Source organism: Phenylobacterium soli, from assembly GCF_003254475.1.
GTDB classification, from domain to species: Bacteria; Pseudomonadota; Alphaproteobacteria; order Caulobacterales; family Caulobacteraceae; genus Phenylobacterium; species Phenylobacterium soli.
In genome coordinates this window covers 211256-236106 of record NZ_QFYQ01000001.1, presented here as the reverse complement: position 1 = coordinate 236106, position 24851 = coordinate 211256, and the positions used below count along the sequence as shown (strand labels likewise).

The 24851-nt window shown below is 70.6% G+C and carries 25 protein-coding genes; 8 read left to right on the top strand and 17 right to left on the bottom strand.

Annotation, left to right across the window (positions count from 1 at the left end; translation table 11 throughout):
- Positions 1–92: 92 nt before the first annotated feature.
- A complete protein-coding gene (gene rsmD, locus DJ017_RS01175; protein ID WP_111526988.1) occupies positions 93–707 on the top strand; it encodes a 16S rRNA (guanine(966)-N(2))-methyltransferase RsmD in 615 nt (204 codons plus the stop codon).
- On the opposite strand, the gene DJ017_RS01170 is transcribed toward rsmD, so the two are convergent.
- Positions 708–983: a YjhX family toxin gene (locus DJ017_RS01170; protein WP_111526987.1), complete on the bottom strand. Its 276-nt coding sequence runs from the start codon at positions 981–983 to the stop codon at positions 708–710. It abuts the gene before it with no gap.
- 200 nt (positions 984–1183) lie between these two features.
- Positions 1184–1885, bottom strand: a complete 702-nt coding sequence (locus tag DJ017_RS01165; protein WP_111526986.1) for an ArsR/SmtB family transcription factor — start codon at positions 1883–1885, stop codon at positions 1184–1186.
- Between the two features lie 237 nt (positions 1886–2122).
- On the opposite strand from DJ017_RS01165, the gene DJ017_RS01160 reads away from it, so the two are divergent.
- Complete coding sequence (locus tag DJ017_RS01160; protein WP_111526985.1) at positions 2123–3718, top strand: ATP-binding protein; 1596 nt, start codon at positions 2123–2125, stop codon at positions 3716–3718.
- 2 nt (positions 3719–3720) lie between these two features.
- Here DJ017_RS01160 and mutL read toward each other — a convergent pair whose 3' ends face one another.
- Complete coding sequence (gene mutL / locus DJ017_RS01155; RefSeq protein WP_111526984.1) at positions 3721–5592, bottom strand: DNA mismatch repair endonuclease MutL; 1872 nt, start codon at positions 5590–5592, stop codon at positions 3721–3723.
- A 49-nt stretch (positions 5593–5641) separates the two neighbouring features.
- Between mutL and DJ017_RS01150 the strand changes: the two genes are divergently transcribed.
- The gene (locus DJ017_RS01150) at positions 5642–6631 is read left to right on the top strand and encodes a TraB/GumN family protein (RefSeq protein ID WP_111526983.1); all 990 of its coding nucleotides are present in this window, start codon (positions 5642–5644) and stop codon (positions 6629–6631) included.
- Positions 6632–6650: 19 nt separating this feature from the next.
- Here DJ017_RS01150 and DJ017_RS01145 read toward each other — a convergent pair whose 3' ends face one another.
- The 7 genes from DJ017_RS01145 to DJ017_RS01115 form a co-directional block, all read right to left on the bottom strand.
- Positions 6651–6854, bottom strand: coding sequence for a DUF1737 domain-containing protein (locus DJ017_RS01145; RefSeq protein WP_111526982.1), 204 nt, complete (start codon positions 6852–6854; stop codon positions 6651–6653).
- 10 nt (positions 6855–6864) lie between these two features.
- Complete coding sequence (locus DJ017_RS01140) at positions 6865–7419, bottom strand: DUF3035 domain-containing protein (RefSeq protein WP_111526981.1); 555 nt, start codon at positions 7417–7419, stop codon at positions 6865–6867.
- Between the two features lie 71 nt (positions 7420–7490).
- Positions 7491–7982 carry a signal peptidase II gene (lspA, locus tag DJ017_RS01135; protein ID WP_111526980.1) on the bottom strand — a complete coding sequence of 164 codons (492 nt, stop codon included), beginning with the start codon at positions 7980–7982 and terminating at the stop codon, positions 7491–7493.
- A complete protein-coding gene (ileS, locus tag DJ017_RS01130; RefSeq protein WP_111526979.1) occupies positions 7979–10885 on the bottom strand; it encodes an isoleucine--tRNA ligase in 2907 nt (968 codons plus the stop codon). Before ileS ends, lspA begins: the two co-directional genes overlap by 4 nt.
- 186 nt (positions 10886–11071) lie before the next feature.
- A complete protein-coding gene (locus DJ017_RS01125; RefSeq protein WP_111526978.1) occupies positions 11072–12013 on the bottom strand; it encodes a bifunctional riboflavin kinase/FAD synthetase in 942 nt (313 codons plus the stop codon).
- The gene (locus DJ017_RS01120) at positions 12013–12444 is read right to left on the bottom strand and encodes a MaoC family dehydratase (RefSeq protein WP_111526977.1); all 432 of its coding nucleotides are present in this window, start codon (positions 12442–12444) and stop codon (positions 12013–12015) included. Before DJ017_RS01120 ends, DJ017_RS01125 begins: the two co-directional genes overlap by 1 nt.
- Positions 12445–12517: 73 nt before the next feature.
- Positions 12518–13381: a TIGR01459 family HAD-type hydrolase gene (locus DJ017_RS01115; protein ID WP_111526976.1), complete on the bottom strand. Its 864-nt coding sequence runs from the start codon at positions 13379–13381 to the stop codon at positions 12518–12520.
- A 115-nt stretch (positions 13382–13496) separates the two neighbouring features.
- Here DJ017_RS01115 and DJ017_RS01110 point away from each other — a divergent pair, with 115 nt between their 5' ends.
- On the top strand, positions 13497–14429 hold the full coding sequence (locus DJ017_RS01110; RefSeq protein ID WP_133255358.1) for a hypothetical protein: 933 nt from the start codon (positions 13497–13499) through the stop codon (positions 14427–14429).
- Between the two features lie 7 nt (positions 14430–14436).
- Here DJ017_RS01110 and tipF read toward each other — a convergent pair whose 3' ends face one another.
- The gene (gene tipF, locus DJ017_RS01105; protein WP_111526974.1) at positions 14437–15699 is read right to left on the bottom strand and encodes a flagella assembly cyclic-di-GMP phosphodiesterase TipF; all 1263 of its coding nucleotides are present in this window, start codon (positions 15697–15699) and stop codon (positions 14437–14439) included.
- A gap of 178 nt (positions 15700–15877) precedes the next feature.
- On the opposite strand from tipF, the gene DJ017_RS01100 reads away from it, so the two are divergent.
- Positions 15878–17374 carry a flavin-containing monooxygenase gene (locus DJ017_RS01100; protein WP_111526973.1) on the top strand — a complete coding sequence of 499 codons (1497 nt, stop codon included), beginning with the start codon at positions 15878–15880 and terminating at the stop codon, positions 17372–17374.
- Between the two features lie 60 nt (positions 17375–17434).
- Here the strand turns inward: DJ017_RS01100 and DJ017_RS01095 are convergent, their stop codons facing one another.
- The 3 genes from DJ017_RS01095 to DJ017_RS01085 form a co-directional block, all read right to left on the bottom strand.
- Positions 17435–18313 carry a 3-hydroxybutyryl-CoA dehydrogenase gene (locus DJ017_RS01095; protein ID WP_111526972.1) on the bottom strand — a complete coding sequence of 293 codons (879 nt, stop codon included), beginning with the start codon at positions 18311–18313 and terminating at the stop codon, positions 17435–17437.
- Between the two features lie 190 nt (positions 18314–18503).
- On the bottom strand, positions 18504–19436 hold the full coding sequence (locus DJ017_RS01090; RefSeq protein ID WP_111526971.1) for an electron transfer flavoprotein subunit alpha/FixB family protein: 933 nt from the start codon (positions 19434–19436) through the stop codon (positions 18504–18506).
- A gap of 1 nt (position 19437) precedes the next feature.
- Entirely contained in the window at positions 19438–20187 is a 750-nt protein-coding gene (locus DJ017_RS01085) for an electron transfer flavoprotein subunit beta/FixA family protein (protein WP_111526970.1), read from the bottom strand.
- A gap of 158 nt (positions 20188–20345) precedes the next feature.
- Between DJ017_RS01085 and DJ017_RS01080 the strand changes: the two genes are divergently transcribed.
- The gene (locus DJ017_RS01080) at positions 20346–20642 is read left to right on the top strand and encodes a hypothetical protein (protein WP_111526969.1); all 297 of its coding nucleotides are present in this window, start codon (positions 20346–20348) and stop codon (positions 20640–20642) included.
- A gap of 72 nt (positions 20643–20714) precedes the next feature.
- On the opposite strand, the gene DJ017_RS01075 is transcribed toward DJ017_RS01080, so the two are convergent.
- Together DJ017_RS01075 and DJ017_RS01070 are read right to left on the bottom strand one after the other, a co-directional pair.
- Positions 20715–21290 (bottom strand): cob(I)yrinic acid a,c-diamide adenosyltransferase, encoded by a 576-nt coding sequence (locus DJ017_RS01075; RefSeq protein ID WP_111529915.1) that lies wholly within the window; start codon positions 21288–21290, stop codon positions 20715–20717.
- An 8-nt stretch (positions 21291–21298) separates the two neighbouring features.
- Positions 21299–21496: a twin transmembrane helix small protein gene (locus DJ017_RS01070; protein WP_111526968.1), complete on the bottom strand. Its 198-nt coding sequence runs from the start codon at positions 21494–21496 to the stop codon at positions 21299–21301.
- Between the two features lie 304 nt (positions 21497–21800).
- Here DJ017_RS01070 and DJ017_RS01065 point away from each other — a divergent pair, with 304 nt between their 5' ends.
- Together DJ017_RS01065 and DJ017_RS01060 are read left to right on the top strand one after the other, a co-directional pair.
- Positions 21801–22451 carry a TetR/AcrR family transcriptional regulator gene (locus tag DJ017_RS01065; protein WP_111526967.1) on the top strand — a complete coding sequence of 217 codons (651 nt, stop codon included), beginning with the start codon at positions 21801–21803 and terminating at the stop codon, positions 22449–22451.
- Between the two features lie 8 nt (positions 22452–22459).
- Positions 22460–23140 carry a TetR/AcrR family transcriptional regulator gene (locus DJ017_RS01060; RefSeq protein WP_111526966.1) on the top strand — a complete coding sequence of 227 codons (681 nt, stop codon included), beginning with the start codon at positions 22460–22462 and terminating at the stop codon, positions 23138–23140.
- 9 nt (positions 23141–23149) lie between these two features.
- Here DJ017_RS01060 and DJ017_RS01055 read toward each other — a convergent pair whose 3' ends face one another.
- Positions 23150–24796 carry an acyl-CoA dehydrogenase family protein gene (locus DJ017_RS01055; RefSeq protein ID WP_111529914.1) on the bottom strand — a complete coding sequence of 549 codons (1647 nt, stop codon included), beginning with the start codon at positions 24794–24796 and terminating at the stop codon, positions 23150–23152.
- Positions 24797–24851 lie beyond the last annotated feature (55 nt).

The window sequence follows — 24851 nt, the reverse complement described above, 5'->3', positions numbered from 1 at the left end:
CGGATTGGCGTAAGCGACGACCGCGGTCCCGCCGCGGCGCTCGACGGTCACCAGACCCATGTCTCTCTCCCTTTTGCGAGGAGCTTGGATCGCTGGCCGCCGCGCGGCAAGGTCGGGCGCGTCACGAGGGGTGTCGAAGCTTGCGCATCGTTTCAGGGGAGTTCCGCGGCAAGGCGATCAAGGCGCCGGCCGGCTCGGCCACGCGGCCGACGTCCGACCGCGCCCGCCAGGCCATCTTCAACATCCTCGAGCATGCGCCCTGGTCGAGCGGCCTGCGCGAGGCGCGGGTGATGGACCTGTTCGCCGGCTCGGGCGCGCTGGGCTTCGAGGCCCTGTCCCGCGGCGCGGCCTTCTGCCTGTTCGTCGAGACTGACGAGGCGGCGCGGGGCGCCATCCGCGAGAACGTCGACGCCATGCACCTGTTCGGGCGCACGCGCGTCCACCGGCGCGACGCGACCGAGCTCGGCGTTCGCCCGGGCGCCGACGGCCCGGCCTTCGACCTCGCCTTCCTCGATCCGCCCTACGCCAAGGGCCTGGGCGAGACGGCGCTGGAGAAGCTCGCGGCCGGTGGCTGGCTCGCGCCTGGCGCCATCGCCGTCTTCGAGCGCGGCGCCGAAGAGCCGCCGTTCGCCGTGGCCGGTTTCGAAGAGCTGGACGCGCGCCAGTACGGGGCGGCGCGCGTCCACTTCCTCAGGTTCGCCGGCTGATCACCAGGCCTTGGCGCCGACCCGGTTGTCGAGCTGGCTCCTCAGGTTGCGCAGCCCCTCACGGGTGATGCGGTAGGGCTGGCCGCCCTGGCTGGCGACCAGTCGCTTGCGCTTCAGGCTCCTGAAGACCTCGAGCGTGCAGTCGCTGAGGGTCCAGCCCTCGTGAGTGACGCAGGCGACCTCGACGACGTCGCCCTTCTGGTTCTTCTCGAAGACGATGCGCCCGCCACGGGCGAGCGCGTGCAGGGTCCGCTGCTGCGGTTTTGAGATGTTCAACAGGATGTTCCGGATCGAGGCGTGCGACGACGCGCGCGCAAAGGGCGGCGCGCGTTGGGCGATGGGCCTGATCAGGAGCCGTGGCGGACGAGGACCGGTACGGCTCTTAGGCCCGGGCCTCGCGGACATTCTCGGACATGGTTCGATCTCGCGTCGGATCTGGGCGCAGGATGGCGGGCCGCGCCGGCTTCGTCCAGCGCCTAGGCGGCCGCGGCGGCGTCGAAGTCGAGGCCGAAGCGCTCGCGCAGGCTGGCGCGGCCTGCGGGCGTCAGGCGGGCAGCCCGCCCTTCCGGTCCGCGCTCCAGCCAGCCGAGGGCGAACAGGCGATCGAGCAGGCGTGCGGCGACCGGCCCGGCGAGGTGCCGACGGCGCTCGGTCCAGTCGATGCAGGGACGGAGCGGACCGCGGCGATTGCGCGGCAGTCCGGAGAGGTCGACGCCGAGTTCGGCCAGGCGCGCCTCGCCCGCCGGCGTCAGGTGGCAGCGGTCCTCGCCCTCGGCCGCGATCAGTCCGGCCTCTTCCATCGCGTCGGCCAGGGCGACTCCCAGGCGGCCGGCCAGGTGGTCGTAGCAGGTGCGCGCCTCGCGCAGGCTGCGCGCCTTGGGCGACAAGGGCGGGTCCAGCGGCCTGGGCACCGCGCCGATGCGGGCCAGCGCCTCCAGGGCCTGGGCGACCTCCTCGCCGGCCAGCCGATAGTAGCGATGGCGGCCCTGCGCGTGGGCGACCACGAGCCCGCCCTCGGCAAGCTTGGCGAGGTGGTTGCTGGCGGCCTGGGGGCTGACGCCGCCGATCCAGGCGAGCTGCGTCGCCGGCAGGGCCCGCCCGCCCAGCAACGCCATGAGGATGGCGGCGCGGACCGGATCGCCGATCAGGGCGGCGGGCAGGGCGATGTTGGCGTCCATCGGAGGCCTCCTTGGCGCGCCATCTTAAGGCCGTTCGGCCTCCGACGCTTCACGGGCGGCTGAAGTGACGGCGGCAGAAGAACCGCTCCCCGAATATTCCACTGTATTTCCAATCGTCTGAGAGGGATGCGCGTAGCAAGCCGGATTTGAGTGTCACAAAATCGTCTCAAAACATTCGCGAAGCACAGCCGGAAACATAACCTTGCATTAGCCGTCGCAGGTCATTCCTCCGCGCCGATGACGTTGCTTCTCGACATCGCGCCCTTCATCCCGCCCGTGTCCCCGACCGTGACCGGCCGCGAGATTTACCAGCGCTTCGAGGACGAGCCGGACACCCTCTGCATCGCCGTGGTGGACGAGGAGGGCCGGCCCGTCGGCCTGATCGAGCGCAACGCCTTCCTCGTGCGAATGGCGGCCCAGTACGGCTACGCCCTGTGGTCGAACCGCCCGGTGTCGCGCTGGATGCGGACCGACCCGGTGATCGCCGACGGCGACATGACCGTGGCCGAATTCTGCGGCCGGGTCATGGAGGAGCGGCCGTCCGAGCTGTTGCAGGGCTTCATCGTCACCTGCGGCGGCCGCTACGCCGGCGTCGGCACGGCGCTCTCGCTGCTGCAGGCGACCGCCTCGGCGACCTCCACCTACGCCCAGGAGATGACGCGCCTGGCCGAAGACGCGCAGGCCTCGCTGGCCGCCAAGGGGCGGTTCCTGGCGGTGATGAGCCACGAGATCCGCACGCCGCTCAATGGGGTGCTGGCGGTGGCCGAGATCGTCCGTCGCAAGATGAGCGATCCGGAACTGTCGCCCTTCGTCGAGACCATCATCGAGTCCGGCGGCGCCCTCCTGCGGCTCCTGAACGACGCGCTCGACCTGTCCCGGGCGGAGGCTGCGGCCCTGGGGCTTGAGGAAGAGCCCTTCCCGGTCGCCCGCCTGGTGGAGGACGTGCGCAGCCTGTGGTCGCCCAAGGCCGAGTTGCAGGGTCTGGCCTTCCAGGTCCACTACGACGGGCCGGACGAGACCTGGATGCTCGGCGACCGGGTGCGCCTGCAGCAGGTGTTCAACAACCTGATCGGCAACGCCCTGAAGTTCACCGAGCGCGGCGTGGTCGACGTCTGGATCTCGGCGACCCCTGAGAGCGGCTATGTGCGGCTCCGCGGCCAGGTGGCCGACACCGGTCCCGGCGTGCCCGCCGACCGCATGGCGAGCATCTTCGAGCCCTTCCAGCAGACCGATGTCGGCGCGCGCTTCGGCGGAGCAGGCCTCGGCCTGGCGGTCTGCCGCCAGATCGTCGAGCGCATGGATGGCACGATCGCCGTCCATCCGAATCCTGGCGGCGGGGCGCTGTTCACCTTCGAGGTCCCGCTGCACCATCTGCCGGGCCAGCCGGCTCAGGCCGCGCCGGAAGCGGCGGAGGGGACCGAGCGCGCGCTGCACGTTCTGATCGCCGACGACAACGCCGTGAACCGCACGGTGGCCCAGACCCTGTGCGAGATGTTCGGCTGCACCAGCGAGGCGGTGGAGGACGGGGCGGCGGCCTGGCGGGCGGCCGAGAGCGGCCGCTTCGACCTGGTGCTGATGGACGTCAAGATGCCGGTCATGGACGGGGTCGAGGCGACGCGGCGCATCCGCTCCGGACCCTCGTCCAGCTCGCAGGTGCCGATCCTCGCGGTCACCGCCAACACCGATCCCGACGATGCGGACCTCTACCGGCGCGCCGGCATGAACGGCGTGGTCGAGAAACCGATCAAGCCCGAGCGCCTGCTGGCGGCGATGAACGTGGTGCTGGATCTCGAGGCCGCCGCGGCCGGCGAGCGCCAGGAAGCGGCGGGATAGGCTCAGCGCCGGCCGAACAGCCGCTCGATGTCGGCGAGCTTCAGCTCCACATAGGTGGGCCGGCCGTGGTTGCACTGGCCCGAATGAGGCGTCGCCTCCATCTGCCGGAGCAGGGCGTTCATCTCGGCCGCGTTGAGGCGCCGGCCGGCGCGTACCGAGCCGTGGCAGGCCATGGTCGAGCAGACCTCGGCGAGGCGCTCCTTCAGCGCCAGGGCCTGGCCGTTCTCCGCAAGGTCGTCGGCGATGTCGCGCACCAGGCCCGCCGCGTCGGTCTCGCCGAGCAGGGCCGGGACCTCGCGCACCAGCACCGCGCCGGGCCCGAAGGACTCGACCACCAGGCCGAGGGCCTCCAGCTCGGCGGCGCGCGCCACGACCCGCTCGGCCTCGGCCGCATCGAGCTCGACCACCTCGGGCAGCAGCAGGGCCTGCCGAGCGACGCCGCCCGCGTCCATCTGGGCCTTCATCTGCTCGTAGACGAGCCGTTCGTGCGCCGCGTGCTGGTCGACGATGACCATGCCGTCGCGCGTCTGGGCGACGATGTAGGTCTCGTGCACCTGGGCCCTGGCCGCGCCCAGCGGATAGTCCAGCGGATCGAACACGGCGGCGGTCGGCGCGCCCTGCTCGGCCATGCCGGGGGCGGCGTGGGCCTGCGGCTGCCAGGCCGCTTCCCACGCCGGTTCGGCGCGCGCGGAGACCTCGGCGAGGCCGGGCAGGATGGCCGCGGCGGCCGCGGCCGGCTGCGGCGTCCAGCCCCCGCCGCGCCAGGCGGAGAAGCCGGCAGCCGGCGGCGGCGGCGCCCAGCCGCCCTCCCGGAAGCTGCCCAGCGCCTGGCCGGCGACCGTGGTGGCCGCGCGGTGGCCGGCGGCGGCGAGCGCGTGGCGCAGCGCCCCGATGATCAGGCCGCGCACCAGGCCCGGATCGCGGAACCGCACCTCGGCCTTGGCCGGGTGGACATTGACGTCCACGAGCCCGGGGTCGAGCTCGATGTACAGGGCCGCGAGGGGGTGGCGGTCGCGGGCCAGGAAGTCGGCGTAGGCGGCGCGCAGGGCGCCCTGCAGCAGCCGGTCACGCACCGGCCGGCCGTTGACGAACAGGTACTGGTGGGCCGCGTTGCCGCGGTTGTAGGTCGGCAGGCCGGCGAAGCCGGTCAGGCGCACGCCCTCGCGTTCCTGGTCGAGCTCCAGGGCGTTGTCGGAGAACTCGCGTCCCATGATCGCCGACAGCCGGGCGAGCCGCCCCTCCGCGCCGGCCTGCTCGGCGGGGAGGCGCAGGGTGCGGCGGCCGTCGAGGTCCAGGGTGAAGCTCACCGCCTCGTGGGCCATGGCCTGGCGCTTCAGCTCCTCGGTGATGGCGAGGGCCTCGGCGCGGTCCGACTTCATGAACTTCAGGCGCGCGGGGGTGGCGTAGAAGAGGTCGCGGACCTCGACGCGCGCCCCGTGCGGGCCGGGAAAGGCGCTCGGCTGCACCGCCCCCACGGCCCCCGCGTCGACCAGGATGGCGTGGGCGTCGGCCTGGCCCTTGGCCCGGCTCTGGATCGACAGGCGCGCCACCGATCCGATCGAGGGCAGGGCCTCGCCGCGGAAGCCCAGGGTGGCGATCCGCAGCAGGTCGTAGTCGCCGTCCTCGCCCGGCCGCAGCTTGGAGGTGGCGTGGCGCTCCACGGCAAGGGGCAGCTCGTCCGGCGGGATGCCGGAGCCGTCGTCGGCGATCAGGATGCGGGTGAGCCCGCCGCCGTCGGCCTGCACCTCCACCGAGGTCGCGCCGGCGTCGAGGGCGTTCTCGATGAGCTCCTTGACCGCGCTCGCAGGCCGCTCCACCACCTCGCCGGCGGCGATGCGGTTGATCAGATCGGGCGGCAGACGGCGGATGGGCATGAAACGGCCTTCAAGAACCGCCTACTATAGGACGATTCCGGAGCGGCGGATGACCATGCGACATCGTCTTCGGCCGGCGATCCTGCGCGGCGTCTTGGGGCCCCTGGCCGCGATGGCGCTGGCCGGGGCCGCCACGGCTCAGAGCCAGGTCCAGCTCCCGCCGCCGGGACCCGACCCCGACGCCGTGATCCTCGAGGAGCTGGTGGTGGTGGCCCGCGACAAGGGACCCGCCTGGTGGTCGGTCTCGGACGGCGACACCACGGTCTACGTCCTCGGCGTGCCCTCGATCGCGCCCAAGCACATGCAGTGGGACCGCACCGCCTTCGCGCGCCGGCTGGCCGGCGCCAGCGCCGTCATCCTGCCGTTCCAGGACGTGCGGGTGCGCTTCTCCAGCTCCCTCGGCGCGGCCTGGAACTACATGCGGCTGAGGTCCGCCACCCCGTTCGAGGAGACCCTGGATCCGGAGGCGAGGGCCCGCTTCGCCGACGCCCGCGCGCGGCTCGGCCAGCCGGCGAAGCGCTACGCCACGAAGAACGCCCTGGCGGCGGGCCTGCTGCTGCTGACCGACTATCGGGATCGTTCGGGGCTGACGAACACCGACCCGATCAAGCTCATCAAGGGCCTCTCCAAGGAGGCGCACGTCCCGATCTGGCAGAAGAGCTACGACATCGCCCCGCAGCTCGGGGCGATCCTCAAGACCTCGCCGGCCGCGGGGCGCGCCTGCCTCGACGAGGTGATCGCCCAGGTGCGCGCCGGTCCCGGCGGGACCCTGGCGGCCACCCGGGCCTGGGCGGAGGGCGACGTGCCGGCGGCGCTGGAGAACGAGCGGACCTACGAGCGCTGCATCGCCCTCGTCCCCGGGGCGGCGGCCTTCGACGCGCGGGTGAAGTCGGACCAGGTCGCCGAGATCGAGCAGGCGCTGAAGACGCCCGGGCACGCCATCGCGGTGGTGCAGCTACGCCCCCTGCTGGCGCAGGGCGGCGTGCTGGATCGCCTGCGGAGCGCGGGCTTGACCGTGAAGACGCCGGGCGAGGAATGACGCCCCGGGCGAGGCCGGGTCAGAAGTCCGACAGCTTGAGAGCGGGCGAATAGTCGCCGGGCGCGTCCCTGACGATCGCCTGGCCGCAGATGACGCGGCCCTTGACCGGATCGAAGGTGAGGGTCGGGTCGCCGTGCAGCGACCAGCCGCGGTTCAGCGCCTCGGTGACCCGATGGCAGAAGGCGCTGTCATCGGGGCCGGTCAGGTAGCGGTAGAGCTTCATCGGCGGGGACTTAGAGCCCCGGGAGCTTGATCTTCCGCTGGCCTTCGCGGGCGATGACGATGTCCTTGCCACCGGTCAGCTTGGCGATGCGATCGGCTTCCTCGGCCGCGTCGACGGGCGCCGGGGTGTCGGCGGCGACGGTGGCGTCCGACTTCGGGCCCTTCGAGCCGCGCCAGAACATCACGCGGTCGGCGAAGCTCTTTTCCTTGTGGGCGACGTCGCCGAACTCGTCGTCGACCACGTAGCGGATCAAGGGGTCGGCCTTCTCGGCGCCGGCCTTGGAGGCCAGCAGCTTCTCGCCCTCGGAGCGCTGTTCGCCCTCACGCTGGCCGAGCAGGGCCAGGCGCGCGGCGCTTTCGGGCTGCAGTTCCTGCGGACGGGGCTTGCCGGGCGCCGGCGGGCGCAGGGCGAAGTCGGGCGGCACCACCAGCGGCGCCTTGGTGACGACGCGGAATTCGTCGGGGGTCACCTTGGTCATGCCCAGGGCCTGGGCCGTGGACTGGCACCCGGCCAGGCCAAACGCCGCCATCAGCGCGGACGCCGCGATCACTTTGCTGACGTTCATGAACCTCAAGGACTCCTTGGGCCGCCCCGGCCTTGGATGGTGGATAGCTCAAAGATCGCGGGACGCCAACGTCATCCCGCGGCGTGTTCTCGCCGCAGGCTGTCGAGCAGCAGGCAGATGACGCCCACGGTGATGCCGCTGTCGGCGATGTTGAACACCCAGGGGAAGAAGCCCAGCCGCTGGACGTCGATGAAGTCGACCACCGCCCCGAAGCGGGCGCGGTCGATGGCGTTGCCGATCGCGCCGCCGGCGATCAGGCCATAGCCGAGCGCCTGCAGCGTGCGATGGCCGCGCCGCGCCCAGAAGATGATCAGGACGGCGACGACCAGCGAAAAGGCGACGAGGCCCCAGCGGGCGAGGTCCTGGTCGGCGCGCAGGAAGCCGAACGAGACGCCCGGGTTCATCACCAGGGTGAGGTTCAGCGGGCCGCCGACCGGAACCGTCGGCCGGTCCTGCAGGTGCAGGCCGGTCAGCACCCAGTACTTCACCGCCTGGTCGAGGACGATGACCACGGCGGCGAGGGCATAGGCCGCCCAGCCGTGGCGCGTGACGCGATTGATCATGCTGCTCCTTTGGCGTCGAGCGCTTCCACGGCGTCGTCGCAGCGTTCGCAGAGGAACCGCGGCGCCTTCACTTCCGGCAGGATGCGCCAGCAGCGGGCGCACTTGCAGCCCTCGGCGGTGCGCGGCTCGACGGCGACGTCCTTCACCTCGGCCAGGCGGAAGGCCCCGGCCGGGCCCTCGCCGGCGACCAGTTCGGCGGCGCTGGTGCGCAGCACCTCGGCGACGTCGAGTCCGTCGAAGGCCAGGCGCAGGTCGTGGTCGGAGATGTGCACCTTGGGCGCGGCTTCCAGCGAGGCGCCGATGCGCTTCTCGCGCCGCTCCACCTCGAGCGCGCCGGTGACCACGGAGGTCACCGCCTGGACCTTGGCCCAGCGCTCCGCCTCCGCGTCATTGCGCCATTCCGCCGGCGTCGCCGGGAACTCGCGCAGGCAGTTGGAGCCGGCGTCGGGGAAACGCGTCGTCCAGGCCTCTTCCATGGTGAAGGGCAGCAGCGGCGCGAGCCACGCCGTGAGCCGCTCGAACACCGCGTCCATCACCGTGCGGGCGGCGCGGCGGCGCACTTCGCCCGGCTGGTCGCAGTAGAGGCTGTCGCGGCGGATGTCGAAGAACAGGGCCGACAGCTCCTCCTGGCAGAAGGCCAGCAGGGCCCGCGTCACCGCCTGGAACTCGTAGTTCCGGTAGGCCTGGCGGACCTCGCCGTCGAGCTCCCACAGCCGGTGCAGGATGAACCGCTCCAGCGGCGGCAGCTCGGCCAGCGGCAGGCGTTCGGCCGCTTCGAAGCCGCCCAGGGCGCCCAGCATGTAGCGGATCGTGTTGCGCAGCTTGCGGTAGGCGTCGGCGGTGGTCTGCAGGATCGTCTTCCCGATCCGCTGATCCTCCGTGTAGTCGACCATGCCGGCCCACAGGCGCAGGATCTCCGCGCCCATGTCCTTGATCACCTCGGCCGGCTCGACCGCGTTGCCGAGCGACTTCGACATCTTCTCGCCGGCCTCGGTGACGGTGAAGCCGTGCGTCAGGATGGCGTCGTAGGGGGCGCGGCCGCGGGTGCCGGCGCTCTCCAGCAGCGAGGACTGGAACCAGCCGCGGTGCTGGTCCGAGCCTTCCAGGTAGAGGTCGGCCGGCCAGCGGGTGTTGGCGCGGTTCTCCAGCACGAAGGCGTGGGTGGAGCCCGAGTCGAACCAGACGTCGAGGATGTCCTCGACCCGCTCGTAGCGGTCGGGATCGTGGGCGCCGAGGAAGTCTGAGGCCGGGCGGGTGAACCAGGCGTCGGCGCCATCCTTGGCGATCGCCTCGACGATGCGCGCGTTGACGTCGGCGTCCACCAGCGGCTGGCCGGTCTCCTTGTCGACGAACATGGCCAGCGGCGCGCCCCAGGCGCGCTGCCGGCTGATCAGCCAGTCGGGCCGGCTCTCGACCATCGCCCGGATGCGATTGCGGCCGGTCTCCGGGAAGAAGGCCGTGGCGTCGATCGACTCCAGCGCCGTCTCGCGCAGGGTGCGGCCCTTGTGCTGGGGCGTGTCCAGCGGGTGGTCCATGCGGATGAACCACTGCGGCGTGTTGCGGAAGATCACCGGCGCCTTGGAGCGCCAGGAGTGCGGATAGGAGTGCTCCAGCCGGCCGCGGGCCAGCAGCGTGCCGGCCTCGATCAGCTTGCCGATCACCGCGTCGTTGGCGGGGCCGAACTTGCCGGCCTTCTTGCCCTCGGTCTCCAGCACCTTCAGCCCGGCGAACAGGGCGACGTGCGGATAGTAGGCGCCGTCCGGATCGACCGTCTCCGGGATCTCGCGGTGGCCGTGGGCCAGCCAGACGATGTAGTCGTCGGCGCCGTGGCCCGGCGCGGTGTGGACGAAGCCGGTGCCGGCGTCCTCGGTGACGTGGTCGCCGGCCAGCATCGGCACGGCGAAGCCGTAGTGGCTGTCGAGCCCGGCCAGCGGGTGGGCGCAGACCATGCCCTGGCAGTCGACCGTCTCCACCTTGTGGAACCTGGCGACCTTGGCGGCGGCCATGACGTCGGCCGCCAGCCGCTCGGCCAGGATCAGCCGGTCGCCGGCCTTGGCCCAGGGCTCGAACGGCAGGCCCTCCTCGATCGCCTCGACCTCGTAGACCGCGTAGGCGATGTCGGGGTTGTAGGAGATCGCCCGGTTGGCCGGGATGGTCCAGGGCGTGGTGGTCCAGATCACCACCGAAGCGTTGGCGGCGGCGTTGGAGCCCTCGGTGACGGGGAACTTCACCCAGACCGTCGGGCTCGTGTGGTCGTGGTACTCGACCTCGGCGTCGGCCAGGGCGGTGCGCTCCACCGGGCTCCACATCACCGGCTTGGAGCCGCGGTAGAGCTGGCCGGTGACCACGAACTTGTGGAACTCCGCGACGATCGCGGCTTCCGAGCCGTAGTCCATGGTGGCGTAGCGGTTCTCCCAGTCGCCGATGACGCCGAGCCGCTTGAAGCCGTCCATCTGCACGCCGATCCACTTCTCGGCGTACTCGCGGCAGCGGGCGCGGAACTCGGCCTTGGAGACCTCGTCCTTGCGGCGGCCCTTGGCGCGCAGCTCCTCCTCGACCTTCCACTCGATCGGCAGGCCGTGGCAGTCCCAGCCGGGCAGGTAGTCGACGTCGTAGCCGAGCGCGAAGCGCGAGCGGACGACGAAGTCCTTCAGCGTCTTCTGCAGGGCGTGGCCGATGTGGATCGCGCCGTTGGCGTAGGGCGGGCCGTCGTGCAGCACGAAGAGCGGGCGGCCGTCCTTCTGCCGCTGCCGGCGGATGGCATGGTAGAGGTCGATCTCCTTCCAGCGCTCCAGGATGCCCGGCTCCTTCTGCGGCAGGCCCGCGCGCATGGGGAAGGGCGTGTCGGGAAGGAAGATGGTGTCGCGATAGTCGCGGGAAGGCTTGTCGGCGTCGTCGGCCATAACTCTATCCAGCTGGTTCGGATCGTTCAGATGTGCGGGAAACCCGGCGCGCGCTGGAGCTCGTCCGGCGGCGTCACGCCGGGCGGTTAAATTCGCAGGCTCGTCCGAACCGAAGTCATCGGCGAGGCTCTAACAGAGGCGGGCGCCGAACCCAAGCCTCCTCTCCCCCACCGCGTGGTGACCGGGTCAGTGATGGCCCAGGATGCGCCGCGCCTCGGCGGCGTCCTTCAGGACCTGCTCGGTCATCTCGTCGAGGCTGGCGAACTTGGCCTCGGGCCGCAGGAAGGCGACGAGGTCGGTCTCGATGACCTGGTCGTAGATGTCCTCGTCGAAGTCGAACAGCCAGACCTCCAGCCGCGGCGCGATCTCGCCGTCGACCGTCGGGTTGACGCCGATGTTGGCGACGCCGGCCAGCTTGCGCCCGTCGGGCAGGCGGGTGCGCGTGGCGTAGACCCCGAAGCGCGGCACGACATAGTCCTCGAGCAGCACGTTGGCGGTCGGATAGCCGAGCTTGCGGCCGAGCTGGCGGCCGCGCACCACCTCGCCCTCGATGGCGAACGGGCGGCCGAGCACCCGGGCGGCCTCCTCGGGATGGCCATCGCGCAGGGCGTCGCGCACCGCCGTGGAGGAGAACTTCTCGCCGTGGACGTCGGTGACCTCCTCGGCCACCGAGACCCCGAAGCCGAGCTCCTCGCCATAGCGGCGCATGCTCTCCGGCGTGCCGGTGCGGTCCTTGCCGAAGGAATTGTCGAAGCCCAGGGCCACGTGGCGCACGCCCAGTCCCTGGTGCAGCACCTCGGCGGCGAAGTCGCGGTCGCTGACGTTGGCCAGCTCCGGGTAGGGCAGGACGTAGAGCACGTCGACACCGAGCGCCTCCAGCGCGCGCGCCTGCTGGTCGCGCTTCATCAGGCGGAAGGTCGGCTCCTGCGGCCGGTGGTAGACGCGCGGGTGCGGATCCAGGGTGATCACGCCCAGCGGGCAACCCAGGTCGCGGGCGGCGTCGGCGGCCAGGGCGATCACCTTCTGGTGGCCGCGGTGGACCCCGTCGAAATTGCCCATGGCGATGGAGGCCCCCCGGTCGCCGTCGGGCAGGTTCTTCCAGCCGGTGATGACCCGGATGCGCCGCATCAGCGCGCGGCGTCCCGCTTGGGGGCCAGCACCACGGCCTCGCCGTCGAGCACGGCCTTGCCCCCGACGAGGCAGACGGTCTCCAGCGTCACCTGGCCACGTTTCTCGTCGAGCGCCGTGACCGTCACCCGCGCGGTCACCTCGTCGCCGATCTTCACCGGCCGGCGAAAGCGCATGGACTGGGACAGGTAGATGGCGCCGGGCCCCGGCAGCTGGGTGCCCAGCACCGCCGAGATATAGGCCGCCGACAGCATGCCGTGGGCGATGCGGCCGCCGAAGGTCGTGGTCCTGGCGTAGGCCTCGTCCAGGTGCACCGGATTGGTGTCGCCCGAGACCGCGGCGAAGGCCTCGATGTCGCCCGCGCCCACCACATGACTGCGCTCGGCGCTCTGGCCGATGCTCAGCTCGTCGAAATAGAGACCCTGCTGCACCGCTCTCCCCTTCGGCTCGTCACTTAGCGACGAATGCGCCCTCTCACCAGACCGGCGCTCACCAGACCGGCGCTCACCAGACCAGCTCGGCCATGGCCCAGGTGGCGGTCACGCCCTCGGTCTCGAAGACATGGTCCATCATGGCCACGTCCAGGCTGCCCTTGCCGAGGATTTCCTGCCCATGGATGCCGGCGGCGATGAACAGGACGTCCAGCCCCTGGGCGTTGGCGCCGCGCAGGTCGGTGCGCGGCCCGTCGCCGACGCAGCAGACCCGCTCCCGCTCGACCGCCCCGCCGCGCAGGCGCGCCGCCTCGGCCAGCGCCAGGTCGTAGATCATGGAGTGCGGCTTGCCGGCCATCAGCACCTGGCCGCCGAGCGCCTCGTAGAGCTCGCCCAGCGCGCCGCCGCAGTAGATCAGCTTGTCGCCGCGCTGCACGACGATGTCAGGGTTGGCGCAGATCATCGGCAGCTTGCGGGCGGCGCAGGCGCGGAACCGCTCGCGATAGTCCTCCGGAGTCTCGGTCTCGTCGTCGAACGGGCCGGTGCAGGAGATGAAGCTCGCCGCCTCCATCTCGCCGAACTGCAGCCCGAGCCCCTCGTACAGCGGATCGTCGCGATCGGGGCCGATCTTCCAGGCGGGGCCCGGCGCATGCTCGGCCAGCAGCTTGCGGGTCGCGTCGCCGGAGGTGACCACCAGAGACCAGGCCTCGCGCGGCACGCCCAGCCGGTCGAGCTGCTCGATGACCCCGGCGTTGGGGCGCGGGGCGTTGGAGATCAGGATCACCTCGCCGCCCCCGGCGCGGAACGCGGCCAGGGCCTCGCAGGCGGCGGGGAAAGCCTCGCGCCCGTTGTGGATCACGCCCCACACGTCGCAGAGCAGCACGTCATAGAGGCTGGAGAACGCCGAAAGCCCGACGGCGAGGGTGGGGGAGGTCATGGCCGCGGGGGCTAAAGCGCCGGGGCGGCGGGGTCAACCGGCGAGCGTGGCCCGGGAGTCGCCATTCGCGGCAGCGATGCTAACCTCGGTTAAGCGGAAGGCTTGGGGAACGGCCATGAAGGCTCTGGTCCTGGCAGGCGTATGCTTGGCGGCGCTGGCCGCGCAGGAGGCGGCGGCGAAGGGCGCGCGGACGCCGCGGCTCGACGGTCTATGGACCAACAATTCGCTCACCTCCCTGGAACGCGACGACGAGCTGAAGACCCTGTCGCCGAGCTCGGCGGAGGTCGGGGCCTATGAAGCCAAGCACCTTGGCAAGGCGCCGCAGATCCCGGGCGACACCGTCGGCGGCGCGGAGTCGGAGTATTGGGAGACGGACGTCGGCCTGGCGCGGATCCGCGGCCAGGCGCGCAGCTCCTGGATCGTCTCGCCGGCGGACGGAAAGATCCCCTACACGGCTGCGGCCAAGGCGGCCAACAAGGCCCGCGGCGACCGCTACAAGACCAATTTCGACGGGCCGGAGGCGCGGCGGGCGAGCGAACGCTGCCTGACGACCGAGGCGTCCGGCCCGCCGCTGCAGAACGGCGGCTACAACGACAACTACGAGATCGTCCAGACCCCTGGCGCGATCGCGATCTACGCCGAGTTCAATCACGACGTGCGCGTCATCCGCATGGGGCGGGGGCTCCGTCACCCGCCGGCCGGCGAGCGGCGCTGGATGGGCGATTCCATCGGCCACTGGGAGGGGCGCACCCTGGTCGTGGAGACCACCAACTTCATGCCGGCCGAGATGATGGGCGCGCCGCTCGATCCGGCGGAGGACATGACAGTGGTGGAGCGGATCACGCCGATCGCGGGCGACCAGCTCCTCTACGAATTCCGCGTCACGGATCCAGTGCGCTTCGTCCAGACCTGGCGCGGCGAGATGGTCCTGCGCCGCACCAAGGGGCCGATCTACGAATACGCCTGCCACGAGGGCAACTATTCGATGGTCAACATGCTGCAGGGCGCCAGGGACGCCGAGGCCGCGGCGAGGAAGGCTGGCCCCTGAGGCGCGCTCAGCGCCCGCCGGCGGCGCGGCGCTGGAAGTGGGTGCGCAGGTAGGCCGAGGGCGGGTCGGCCTCCGCCAGGACGGCGTCGCGGATGGCCCGCGGCTCGCCGAACAGGTGGCCCTGGCCGTAGCCGATGTCGAGGTCCAGCACGTCGACCACCTGCCGCTCGGTCTCGATCTTCTCGGCGATCACCTCGACGCCGTAACGGCGGGTCAGGGCGGCGAAGTCCTCGGCGGCCAGATCGGGCAGGGAGCGCAGGATCAGCCGGCCGTCCACCTCGGTGAGTTCGTCGAGCAGCAGCTGGCCGGCGACCTTCACGAACTTGACGTCCGAGCGCGACAGGTCCTGTAGGTCGAGGTCGAGGTCGACCACCTTGTCGAGGCTGAAGCGGAAGCCGAGGTCGGCCAGCTTGCCCATGTTGCGCGCCTCCAGGGAGGTGCGGCCCTCGAACGCCGCCTGGCCGACCTCGAAGATCAGCGCCCCGGCGAGGTCGCGGTTGGCGGTCAGCAGGTCGAGGAACTGCGGGAAGAAGCTGTCGTCGGCGAGGCTCGCCATGGAGATGTTGCAGAAGATGCCGATCTTGCGGTCCTGCTTGGCGAGGCGGCGCACGATCTGCACGCAGCGGAACAGAAGCAGGTTGTCGATCGCGGTCATCAGGCCGGCCGGCTCGGCGACGGACAGGTACTCGGCCGGCATCAGCACCCGGCCGCTCTCGTCGCGCAGCCGCGAGAAGCTCTCGTAGAACACCGTCCGGCGCTGCGGCAGGCCGACGACCGGCTGCAGGTAGAGATCGACCCGGTTCTCGGCGAGCGCGTCGCGGATGGTCTCCAGGAGGGCCGGCGAATGGCGGCGGGCGGCGGGCGCGCCGCGCTCCTCGGAGATGTAGTTGGCGCCGTGATCGTCGAGCTGGCGGCGCATGCGGTCCACCAGGCTCTCCAGCATGTGGACCTCGTCGGCGAGCTGCTCGGAGCGGCGCAGGGCCGCCTCGGCGACGCTCTCGGCCACTTCGGTGACCCGGGCGTCGAGGCGCTCGACCTGGTCGATGAGGATGCGCTGGGCGTCGCGCACGCCCTCGATCTCGCCCTTGATCGCGCCGGTCTCGAGGATGCGCTCGATCATGCCGTGGAAGGCGAAGCAGAGGCCCAGCCCACCCGCGAGCGCAGCCACGCCCGCGCCCCAGCCGCCGCCGTACCGCCACAGCGTGAGCGCGACGATCAGCGAGAGGCAGAGGTAGGTCGCACAGAGAAGCGCAAGCGTAAGGCGGCGCATCGTCCCAGCCATCCGAATCACCTGGGAGTATCCGACGCCGAATCCCGGGAAGTCGAATGGATTAACCGCCGCAGGGTTGTGGCGCGGCGTGCGAAACGCTGGCGTTCGCGGCGCAGTTATGTGATCGGTGATCAGATAAGGCTTCGGGGGAAGCCCCAAGAGCACATCTGAGGGCGCTATGGCGGACGAATATTTCGATGTGGTGATCGTGGGCGCCGGCCTGTCCGGCATCGGCGCCGGCTATCACCTGCAGACCGAGGCGCCCGACCGCTCCTACGTGATCCTCGAGGGCCGCGAGACCAGCGGCGGCACCTGGGACCTGTTCCGCTATCCGGGCATCCGCTCGGACTCGGACATGTACACCCTCGGCTACAACTTCAAACCCTGGCGCGAAGCCAAGGCCATCGCAGATGGTCCTTCAATCTTGAAGTATGTTCGCGACACGGCGCGCGACCACGACATCGAGCGCCACATCCGCTACGGCCACAAGGTGGTCTCGGCTGCCTGGTCGAGCGAGGACGCCTGCTGGACGGTGACGGCGCAGAAGGACGGCAAGCCCGTCCGCATCGCCTGCAACTTCCTGTTCCTGTGCGGCGGTTACTACGACTACGACCAGGGCTACACGCCGGACTTCCCGGGTCGTTCAATGTTCAAAGGTTCGGTCGTCCATCCCCAGCACTGGCCGGCGGATCTCGACTATTCCGGCAAGCGGGTGGTGGTGATCGGGTCCGGCGCTACGGCCGTGACCCTGGTGCCGGAGATGGCCAAGACGGCCGCCCACGTCACCATGCTGCAGCGCTCGCCGACCTATGTGGTCTCGCGCCCGGCCGAGGACGCCTTCGCCAACTGGCTGCGCCGGCGCCTTCCGGCCAAGCTCGCCTATCAGATCGTCCGTTGGCGCAACGTGCTGTTCGGCATGTATTTCTACAACCTGGCGCGGAAGAAGCCGGAGGCGGTGAAGGCCAACATCGTCAAGATGGTCCGCGAACAGCTCGGCCCCGACTATCCGGTCGAGAAGCACTTCACCCCGACCTACAATCCCTGGGACCAGCGGCTGTGCCTGGTGCCCGACGCCGACATGTTCGAGGCCATCAAGGCCGGCCGCGCCTCGGTGGTCACCGACCATATCGAGACCTTCACCAAGGACGGCATCGAGCTGTCGTCCGGCGAGGAGCTGAAGGCCGACGTGATCGTCACGGCCACGGGCCTGAACCTCAAGGTGCTCAACGGCGTCGACCTCACCGTCGATGGCCGCCACATCGATCCGGCCGGCGTGCTCTCCTACAAGGGCATGATGTACGAGGGCGTGCCGAACCTCGCCTCCTCGTTCGGCTACACCAACGCCTCCTGGACGCTGAAGTGCGACCTGACGTGCGAGTACGTCGGGCGGCTGCTCAATCACATGAAGGCGACGGGGAACCGGCAAGTGACGCCGGTCAACGCCGACCCGACCATCGCCCAAGAGCCGTGGCTCGACTTCTCGTCCGGCTACGTCCAGCGCTCGATCGGCAAGTTCCCCAAGCAGGGCTCCAAGGCGCCCTGGAAGCTGCACCAGAACTACGCGCTCGACCTGATGAACCTGCGCTACGCGAAGATCGAGGACGGGGTGCTGCAGTTCGGCAACCCGGCGCCGCGCGCCAACGTCCGATCCGCCAAGGAGAAGGTGGCCGCCTGAAGTTCCTCCCCCCGCCTGGGGGAGGTGGCTCAGACAGCCGGAGCGGGTCTCCGCCTCGGATTACCGCGTCGGCACCGGGACATCGCCTCGGTAGTCGTAGAAGCCGCGGCCGGTCTTGCGGCCGAGCCAGCCGGCCTCGACGTATTTCACGAGAAGCGGGCAGGGCCGGTACTTGGAGTCCGACAGGCCGTCGTAGAGCACGTTCATGATCGACAGCACGGTGTCGAGGCCAATGAAGTCGCCGAGCTCGAGCGGGCCCATGGGATGGTTGGCGCCGAGCTTCATCGCTGTGTCGATGGCGTCCACCGTGCCGACGCCCTCGTAGAGGGTGTAGATCGCCTCGTTGATCATCGGCACCAGGATCCGGTTGACGATGAAGGCCGGGAAGTCCTCGGCGTTGGCCGTGGTCTTGCCGAGCGACTGGGCGAACTTGACGGCGGTGTCGTAGGTCTCGGCGTCGGTGGCGATGCCGCGGATGATCTCCACGAGCTTCATCAGCGGCGCCGGGTTCATGAAGTGGAGCCCGATGAAGCGCTCCGGCCGGTCGGTGGCCGAGGCCAGGCGCGTGATCGAGATCGACGAGGTGTTGGACGCCAGCAGGGTGTCTGGACCCAGGTGGGGCTGCAGCGCCTTGAAGATGGTCTTCTTGACCTGCTCGTCCTCGGTGGCCGCCTCGATGGCGAGGTCGGTCGCGCCCACCGCCTGCAGCTCGGGCGCTGGCTTGACGTGGGATAGGGCGGCGTCCATCGCCTCCTGGCCGATGATCCCGCGGACCACCTGGCGGCTCAGGTTCTTCTTGATGAGCTCGACGCCCGCCTCGATGCGATCGGGGCTCACGTCGTGCAGCAGGACGTCGTAGCCGCCCAGGGCGCAGACGTGGGCGATGCCCGACCCCATCTGGCCGGCGCCGATCACGCCGACCTTCCTGATTTGAACCATTCGGCGAAGCCTCGCTGAGCGGGCGCTCGCACACGCGCCACCCGCAGGAAAACGGGTTTCTAACACGCGTTTACCGCTATGCGGCAACCCTTTTGCTGCGCCGCAGCGTGACCGGACCGTCGGCCGCCGCAAAAAGAAAGGGCGGCTCCCGCAGGAGCCGCCCTCGTTTCTTCGGCGATGAGGCGCGGGCTCAGCCCAGCGCGGACATCAGCTCCGGCACGGCGGCCTTGTAGTCGGCCACCAGGCCGTAGTCGGCCACCTGGAAGATCGGGGCGTCCGGATCCTTGTTGATCGCCACGATCACCTTGGAGTCCTTCATGCCGGCCAGGTGCTGGATGGCGCCCGAGATGCCGATGGCGACATAGAGCTCGGGGGCGACGACCTTGCCCGTCTGGCCGACCTGGTAGTCGTTCGGCGCGTAGCCGGCGTCCACCGCGGCGCGGCTGGCGCCCACCGCCGCGCCGAGCTTGTCGGCGAGCGGCTCGATGACCCGCTGGAACTCCTCGGCCGAGCCCATGGCGCGGCCGCCAGAGACCACGATCTTGGCCGCGGTCAGTTCCGGACGGGCGCTCTTCACGAGCTTCTGGTCGACGAAGTGGGTCTTCGCCGGCGCGCCGGGGGCGGCGATCGTCTCGACCGAGGCCGAGCCGCCTTCGGCCGCCGCCTTGAAGGCGGTCGGGCGGACGGTGACGACCTTCTTGGCGTCCGACGACTGGACGGTCTCCAGCGCGTTGCCGGCGTAGATCGGGCGCACGAAGGTGTTGGCGTCGACCACCTCGATGGCGTCCGAGATCTGGGCCACGTCGAGCTTGGCGGCGATCCGCGGGGCGAAGTTCTTGCCCTGCGAGGTCGCGGGCACCAGCACCGCGTCGTAGTTGGCCATGAGCGGCACGACGAGGGCCTCGACGGCCTCGGCCAGGCCCTGGCCCAGCTCGGCGCTCTCGGCCAGCAGCACCTTGCGCACGCCCTGGATCTTGGCGGCGGCGTCGGCGACGGCCTTGGCGCCCTGGCCGGCGACCAGGATGTCGATGTCGCCCGACACCTTCTGGGCGGCGGTGACCACCTTGGCGGTGTCTTCCTTCAGCGACGCGTTGTCGTGATCGGCGATGACGAGAACGGCCATGTTAGAGGACCCCCGCTTCGTTCTTCAGCTTGGCGACCAGGTCGGCCGCGGTTTCCACCTTGATCCCGCCGCCGCGCTTCGGCGGCTCGGTGACCTTGAGCACCTTCAGGCGCGGCGCGGCGTCGACGCCCAGAGCCGACAGCTCCTTCACGTCGAGCGGCTTCTTCTTCGCCTTCATGATGTTGGGCAGCGAGGCGTAGCGCGGCTCGTTGAGGCGCAGGTCGGCGGTGATCACCGCCGGCAGGTCGACCTCGATGGTCTGCAGGCCGCCGTCGACCTCGCGGGTCACCTTGGCCTTGGAGCCGGAGACCTCGACGGCCGAGGCGAAGGTCGCCTGGGGCCAGTCGAGCAGGGCCGAGAGCATCTGGCCGGTGGCGTTGTTGTCGCCGTCGATGGCCTGCTTGCCCATGACCACCAGGTCCGGGCTCTCCTCGCCGACCACCGCCTTCAGGGCCTTGGCCACGGCCAGCGGCTCGAGGTCCTGGTCGGTCTGGACGAGGATGGCGCGGTCCGCGCCCATGGCCAGCGCCGTGCGCAGGGTTTCCTGCGCCTGGGCCGGGCCGATGGAGACGGCGACCACCTCGGTGGCCACGCCCTTTTCCTTCAGGCGGACGGCCTCTTCGACCGCGATCTCGCAGAAGGGGTTCATCGACATCTTCACATTGGCGAGGTCGACGCCCGACTGGTCGGGCTTCACCCGGGCCTTCACGTTGTAATCGATCACCCGCTTGACCGGGACCAACACCTTCATGGGTTGCCTAGCGCCTCAAATTGCATTGCGGAAAAATGGATCGCAGGGGGCAATAACGGTTCCGGCGCGCATTGCAAGCCGCGCGCGTTCGCAGGCGCCGCAATTTGGTCGGACGGCGTGGCTAGCAGGCCACCCTCCCTATCCGCTAGAACGCGCCCATGAACCCGGTCATTCGCCGCCTCGGATTTATCTTCGTCGGCATCTTCTTCGTCATCAACCTCGGCCTGCTGATCTGGCATTTCGGCTGGGAGGTCCCGCGCCAGAAGTGCGAGGCGGGGCACAAGTGGTGGGATGCGGGCCAGCGGGTCTGCGCCACCCCGATCCTGACCTCCGACATCACCGGCCGCCTGATCGACAACCCTCAGGCCCGTGAAGAAGCGCTGCGCGCCATCGGCCGCCTGCCGCCCAAGGCCGCGCCGGCGCCGGCCGCCGCCGCCAAGCCTGCGACAAAGTAGCCTAAGCCGCTCGCGTCCTGAGCGCCTCTCCCCGACGCGCAGCCCGAGGGAGAGGTTCGCCCGATCAGGGATCTAGCGCGTGGCGCCGGACTGCCAGAAGACTTCGGTCGCGCCGCGGTCGTTGGCGAAGCGGGCCGCCACGAACAGCCAGTCGGACAGCCGGTTGAGGTAGCGCAGGGCCGGCGGGCTGACCGGCTCGCCCGCCTGCATCAGCCGCACGGCCGCCCGTTCGGCCCGCCGGCAGACGGTGCGCGCCAGGTGCAGGTGCGCCGCCGCCGGCGTTCCGGCCGGCAGGACGAAGGACTTCAGCTCCGGCAGGAGGCCGTTGAGCGCGTCGATCTCCTCCTCGAGACGCGTGGTCTGGGCCTCGCTCATCCGCAGCACGGAGCCTTCCGTCTCGCCCCGCCTGGGTGGCGTGGAGAGGTCGGCGCCGAGGTCGAAGAGTTCGTTCTGGATTCGCGCCAGCCGGGCGTCGAGGTCGGCCGCCCCGGCGGTGTGCAGCCGCACCAGCCCCAGGCAGGCGTTGGTCTCGTCGACCGCGCCATAGGCGTCCACCCGCAGGTCCGCCTTGGAGACCGTCTGGCCGGTGGCCAGCCGCGTCTCGCCCTGGTCGCCGGTGCGCGTGTAGATGCGGTTGAGGGTGACCAAGGCCGGCCTCAGGCCCGCGTCCGCCACCAGAAGGCGGCCACCAGGATCACCACGGCGATGAACTGCATCAGCACGCGCAGCCGCATCAGCTTGTTGGAGTAGGAGCGTCCGAAGTCGCCGCCGCGGAAGAGGGCGTAGATGCCGAACGCCAGGACGATCGTCACGGCGGCCAGGGCGGCGGGGATCAGGAAGCTGAAGATATCCATCCGACAAGCTTAAGACCCATTCCGGGCGGCCGCTACCGCCCGTGGGGATATCGGCGCTTGACGGACAGGTCGTTGATCATGTTCAACAACCGCCATTCGACGGGTTGTGCCGAACTTCGGCCCTACTCGCCTTCCATACGACCATAGACACCGCCTGAAGCGCGAGATCGCAGGGTGAACTCCCCTGCGAGGCCGCCGATGGCAGGCCCGCCCCGAATCGCGTAACGGGGTATTTGAACGTGTTCAACCAACTCCGCTCGGTCGCGCCGCAGCGGGTCAGAGGACGGCTCCCCCCGTCGAAGTCATGAAGCATATCTCTCCGAACCAAGTCGCCGGCGAGACGGCGGTGAAGATGCCGACCCGCCGGGCGCTCGCCAAGCAGCAGACCCGGGCCAAGGTGCTGTCGGCCGCGCGCCGCCTGTTTTCCGAGCACGGCTACGAAGGCGCCACCATCCGCGACATCGCCGCAGCCGCCGGCATGTCCACCGGCGCGGTGTTCGCCAACTTCAACGACAAGTCCGACCTGTTCCTCGAGATCATGGCCCAGGACCTGACCGCCCTGATCGAGGCGATGCGCGAGGCCGCCGCCAAGGGCCGCGGCGTCGAGGACATCCTGCTCAAGATGTTCGCGGCGGGCTACGCCTTCTACAAGAGCCAGCTGCCGCTCGCCCGCGCCGCCTTCAGCGTCTCCTGGGCGCCCCAGGACGGTCCGGTGCTGCGCAACGCCCCGCAGTCCCACGCCATGCACGAGCTGTTCACCGAGCAGCTGACCCTCGCGGTGGAGCGCGGCGAGCTCGGCCAGGAGGCTGAGATCAAGCTGCGCAGCCAGATGCTGTTCGACGCCTATCTGTCGAACTACCCGCAGGCGATCTTCGAGGGCTGGAGCCTGGACGCCCTGCAGGCCCGGGCCCGCGACCAGATCCGCATCCTGCTGGCGGGCGCGCGGCGCGGCTGAGCCACGGCATGAGCGGCGACCTCGACCTTCCCCCTCGGCGCCCCGCGCGCAATCCCCGCCGCCCCGCGGCGGCGGGGCCGCGCGCCTCGGGCGGCCGCCAGGGGCAGAAGGAAGCGACGCGCAAGCGCGTCATCGAGGCGGCGCGCGAGCTGTTCGACACCCAGGGCTACCAGGGCACGACGATCCGCGAGATCGCCCGCCACGCCGGGGTCTCGGTCGGCAGCGTCTTCACCACCTTCGCCTCCAAGGGCGAGGTGCTGAGCCAGGTGATGGAGGAGCGCCTCGACGGCCTCTACGCCGAGCTCGACCGCGTCGTGCCGCACCTGCGCGGTTCGACGGCGGACAAGCTGCGCACGCTCTACGCCATGCTCTTCGCCTTCGAGGAGCCGCGGACGAAGCTGTTCCTGTCGCACATCGCCGCCGCCTACGACTGGACCCTGCCGCCCGGCGCGCGGCCCTACGGCGCCAACCAGCGTCTGCGCGACCTGCTGCACGAGATCGTCTGCAAGGGCATGGCGTGCGGCGACGTCGATCCGCAGACCGACGTGCTCGCGGTCGTCGACCTGCTGGTCGGAACCTATGCCTGGACCTATCACCTGGTGGTCACCGAGGGCGCCGACGCCAGGCGCCTGACCGAGGTGATGGACCAGCGGATCGGCCTGATCGCCGACGGCTTCCGCCCCCGCTGACGCGAGCGGCTAGTTGCCGCCCTCCAGCAGGCGGCGCGCGATCACCTGGGCCTGGATCTCCCCGGCCCCTTCGAAGATGTTGAGGATCCGCGCGTCGGCGAGGATGCGGCTGACCGGCTGCTCCACGGCGAAGCCCGTGCCGCCGTGGATCTGCACGGCGTTGTCGGCCGCCGCCCAGGCGATCCGCGCGGCGACAAGCTTGGCCATGCCGGCCTCCAGGTCGCAGCGCCGGCCCTCGTCCTTGGCGCGGGCGGCGAACCAGGCGAGGCGCCTCGCGCCCAGGATCTCGGCGGCCATCATCGCCAGCTTGTTGGCGACACGCGGGAAGTCGGCGATCGGCCCGCCGAACTGGCGGCGCGCCAGGGCGTAGTCCAGCGCCACGTCGAGGGCGTTCTGCGCCACGCCGATGGCCCGGGCGGCGGTCTGGATGCGGGCGCTCTCGAAGGTCGCCATGAGCTGGACGAAGCCCTGGCCCGGCTGTCCGCCCAGCAGGTTCTCGTCCGCCACCTCGAAGCCGTCGAAGGCGAGCTCGTACTCGCGCATGCCGCGGTAGCCGATGACCGGGATCTCGCCGCCGCTCATGCCGGCCGCGGGGAAGGGATCGGCCTCGGTCCCCCGCGGCTTCTCGGCCAGGAACATCGACAGCCCGCGGTGGTCCCTGGACGCCGGGTCGGTGCGAACCAGGAGGGTCATGAGGTCGGCGCGGGCGGCGTGGGTGATCCAAGTCTTGGCGCCATAGACCTTCCAGTTCGCGCCGTCCTTGACCGCCCGGGTGCGCAGGGAGGCGAGGTCGGACCCGGCCTCCGGCTCGGTGAAGACCGCCGTCGGGATGATCTCGCCGGAGGTGATCTTCGGCAGGAAGCGCTGCTTCTGCTCCGCTGTGCCGTGCGCCAGGATCAGCTCGCCGGCGATCTCCGAGCGCGTGCCGAGCGAGCCCGTGCCGATCCAGCCGCGCGACAGGGCCTCTGAGACCACGCACATGGCCACCTTGCCGAGCCCGGAGCCGCCCCATTCCTCCGGCGCGGTCAGGCCGAAGACACCGAGCGCCCCCAGCTCCTCCAGGAGCGGCAGGGGAATGAGGTCGTTGGCGAGGTGCCAGGCTTGCGCGAACGGCGCGATCTTCTCGGCGGCGAAGTCGGTGAACTGGATGCGCACCGCCTCGAGCGTCTCGTCGAGGCCGCTGGCTTCGAGCGAGGGGCGGCCCCGCGCCTGGTCGAGCAGCTCGACGATGCGGTCCTTCACGGCCTGGCCGGCGCCGGGCCGAAGGGCGGCGATCATCGGCGTCAGGCGCTCGACGGCGACCTCCAGGTCCGCCGGCCGGAAGACCTCGCCCTGGTTCATGGCGACGCCGCCGGCGAGCTGGCCCAGGTACTCGAAGGCGAGCAGTTGGGCGGGCAGGGCCTCGGCCTCGCCGAGTTGGCCGGCGGCCGCGAGGTCGCGGGCCCAGACGGCGGTCTGACGCAGGGTCTCGGCATAGGCGGCGCACCAGGCCAGGCCGTGGGCGGCGTGCTGCTCGCGGTCGAGCGCGGCCCTGTCCAGCCGTCCGCCCGGCGCGACCCGCTCGGCCACCTTGGCGCGCAGCTCGCCGACGAGCGCCTCGGCGGCGTCGGCGGAACGGGCGAGGAGGGAAGGCAGGTCGGAGAGGATCAGGCTCATGGCGCCCTTATAGCGCCAGCCTTGCATTGCGCTGGGTAAGGGCGCTTGCATGACC

Bases quoted from the DNA above. Each gene is read 5' to 3' on its own strand.
- DJ017_RS01140 (WP_111526981.1), bottom strand. From the start codon at position 7,419: ATGAACGTCAGCAAAGTGATCGCGGCGTCCGCGCTGATGGCGGCGTTT.
- DJ017_RS01070 (WP_111526968.1), bottom strand. From the start codon at position 21,496: ATGGATATCTTCAGCTTCCTGATCCCCGCCGCCCTGGCCGCCGTGACG.
- DJ017_RS01160 (WP_111526985.1), top strand. From the start codon at position 2,123: ATGACGTTGCTTCTCGACATCGCGCCCTTCATCCCGCCCGTGTCCCCG.
- DJ017_RS01150 (WP_111526983.1), top strand. From the start codon at position 5,642: ATGACCATGCGACATCGTCTTCGGCCGGCGATCCTGCGCGGCGTCTTG.
- DJ017_RS01125 (WP_111526978.1), bottom strand. From the start codon at position 12,013: ATGCGGCGCATCCGGGTCATCACCGGCTGGAAGAACCTGCCCGACGGC.
- tipF (WP_111526974.1), bottom strand. From the start codon at position 15,699: ATGCGCCGCCTTACGCTTGCGCTTCTCTGTGCGACCTACCTCTGCCTC.
- DJ017_RS01095 (WP_111526972.1), bottom strand. From the start codon at position 18,313: ATGGTTCAAATCAGGAAGGTCGGCGTGATCGGCGCCGGCCAGATGGGG.
- DJ017_RS01060 (WP_111526966.1), top strand. From the start codon at position 22,460: ATGAGCGGCGACCTCGACCTTCCCCCTCGGCGCCCCGCGCGCAATCCC.
- DJ017_RS01080 (WP_111526969.1), top strand. From the start codon at position 20,346: ATGAACCCGGTCATTCGCCGCCTCGGATTTATCTTCGTCGGCATCTTC.
- lspA (WP_111526980.1), bottom strand. From the start codon at position 7,982: ATGATCAATCGCGTCACGCGCCACGGCTGGGCGGCCTATGCCCTCGCC.
- DJ017_RS01090 (WP_111526971.1), bottom strand. From the start codon at position 19,436: ATGGCCGTTCTCGTCATCGCCGATCACGACAACGCGTCGCTGAAGGAA.
- DJ017_RS01085 (WP_111526970.1), bottom strand. From the start codon at position 20,187: ATGAAGGTGTTGGTCCCGGTCAAGCGGGTGATCGATTACAACGTGAAG.
- DJ017_RS01115 (WP_111526976.1), bottom strand. From the start codon at position 13,381: ATGACCTCCCCCACCCTCGCCGTCGGGCTTTCGGCGTTCTCCAGCCTC.
- DJ017_RS01145 (WP_111526982.1), bottom strand. From the start codon at position 6,854: ATGAAGCTCTACCGCTACCTGACCGGCCCCGATGACAGCGCCTTCTGC.
- mutL (WP_111526984.1), bottom strand. From the start codon at position 5,592: ATGCCCATCCGCCGTCTGCCGCCCGATCTGATCAACCGCATCGCCGCC.
- DJ017_RS01165 (WP_111526986.1), bottom strand. From the start codon at position 1,885: ATGGACGCCAACATCGCCCTGCCCGCCGCCCTGATCGGCGATCCGGTC.
- DJ017_RS01110 (WP_133255358.1), top strand. From the start codon at position 13,497: ATGAAGGCTCTGGTCCTGGCAGGCGTATGCTTGGCGGCGCTGGCCGCG.
- DJ017_RS01100 (WP_111526973.1), top strand. From the start codon at position 15,878: ATGGCGGACGAATATTTCGATGTGGTGATCGTGGGCGCCGGCCTGTCC.
- DJ017_RS01065 (WP_111526967.1), top strand. From the start codon at position 21,801: ATGAAGCATATCTCTCCGAACCAAGTCGCCGGCGAGACGGCGGTGAAG.
- ileS (WP_111526979.1), bottom strand. From the start codon at position 10,885: ATGGCCGACGACGCCGACAAGCCTTCCCGCGACTATCGCGACACCATC.
- DJ017_RS01055 (WP_111529914.1), bottom strand. From the start codon at position 24,796: ATGAGCCTGATCCTCTCCGACCTGCCTTCCCTCCTCGCCCGTTCCGCC.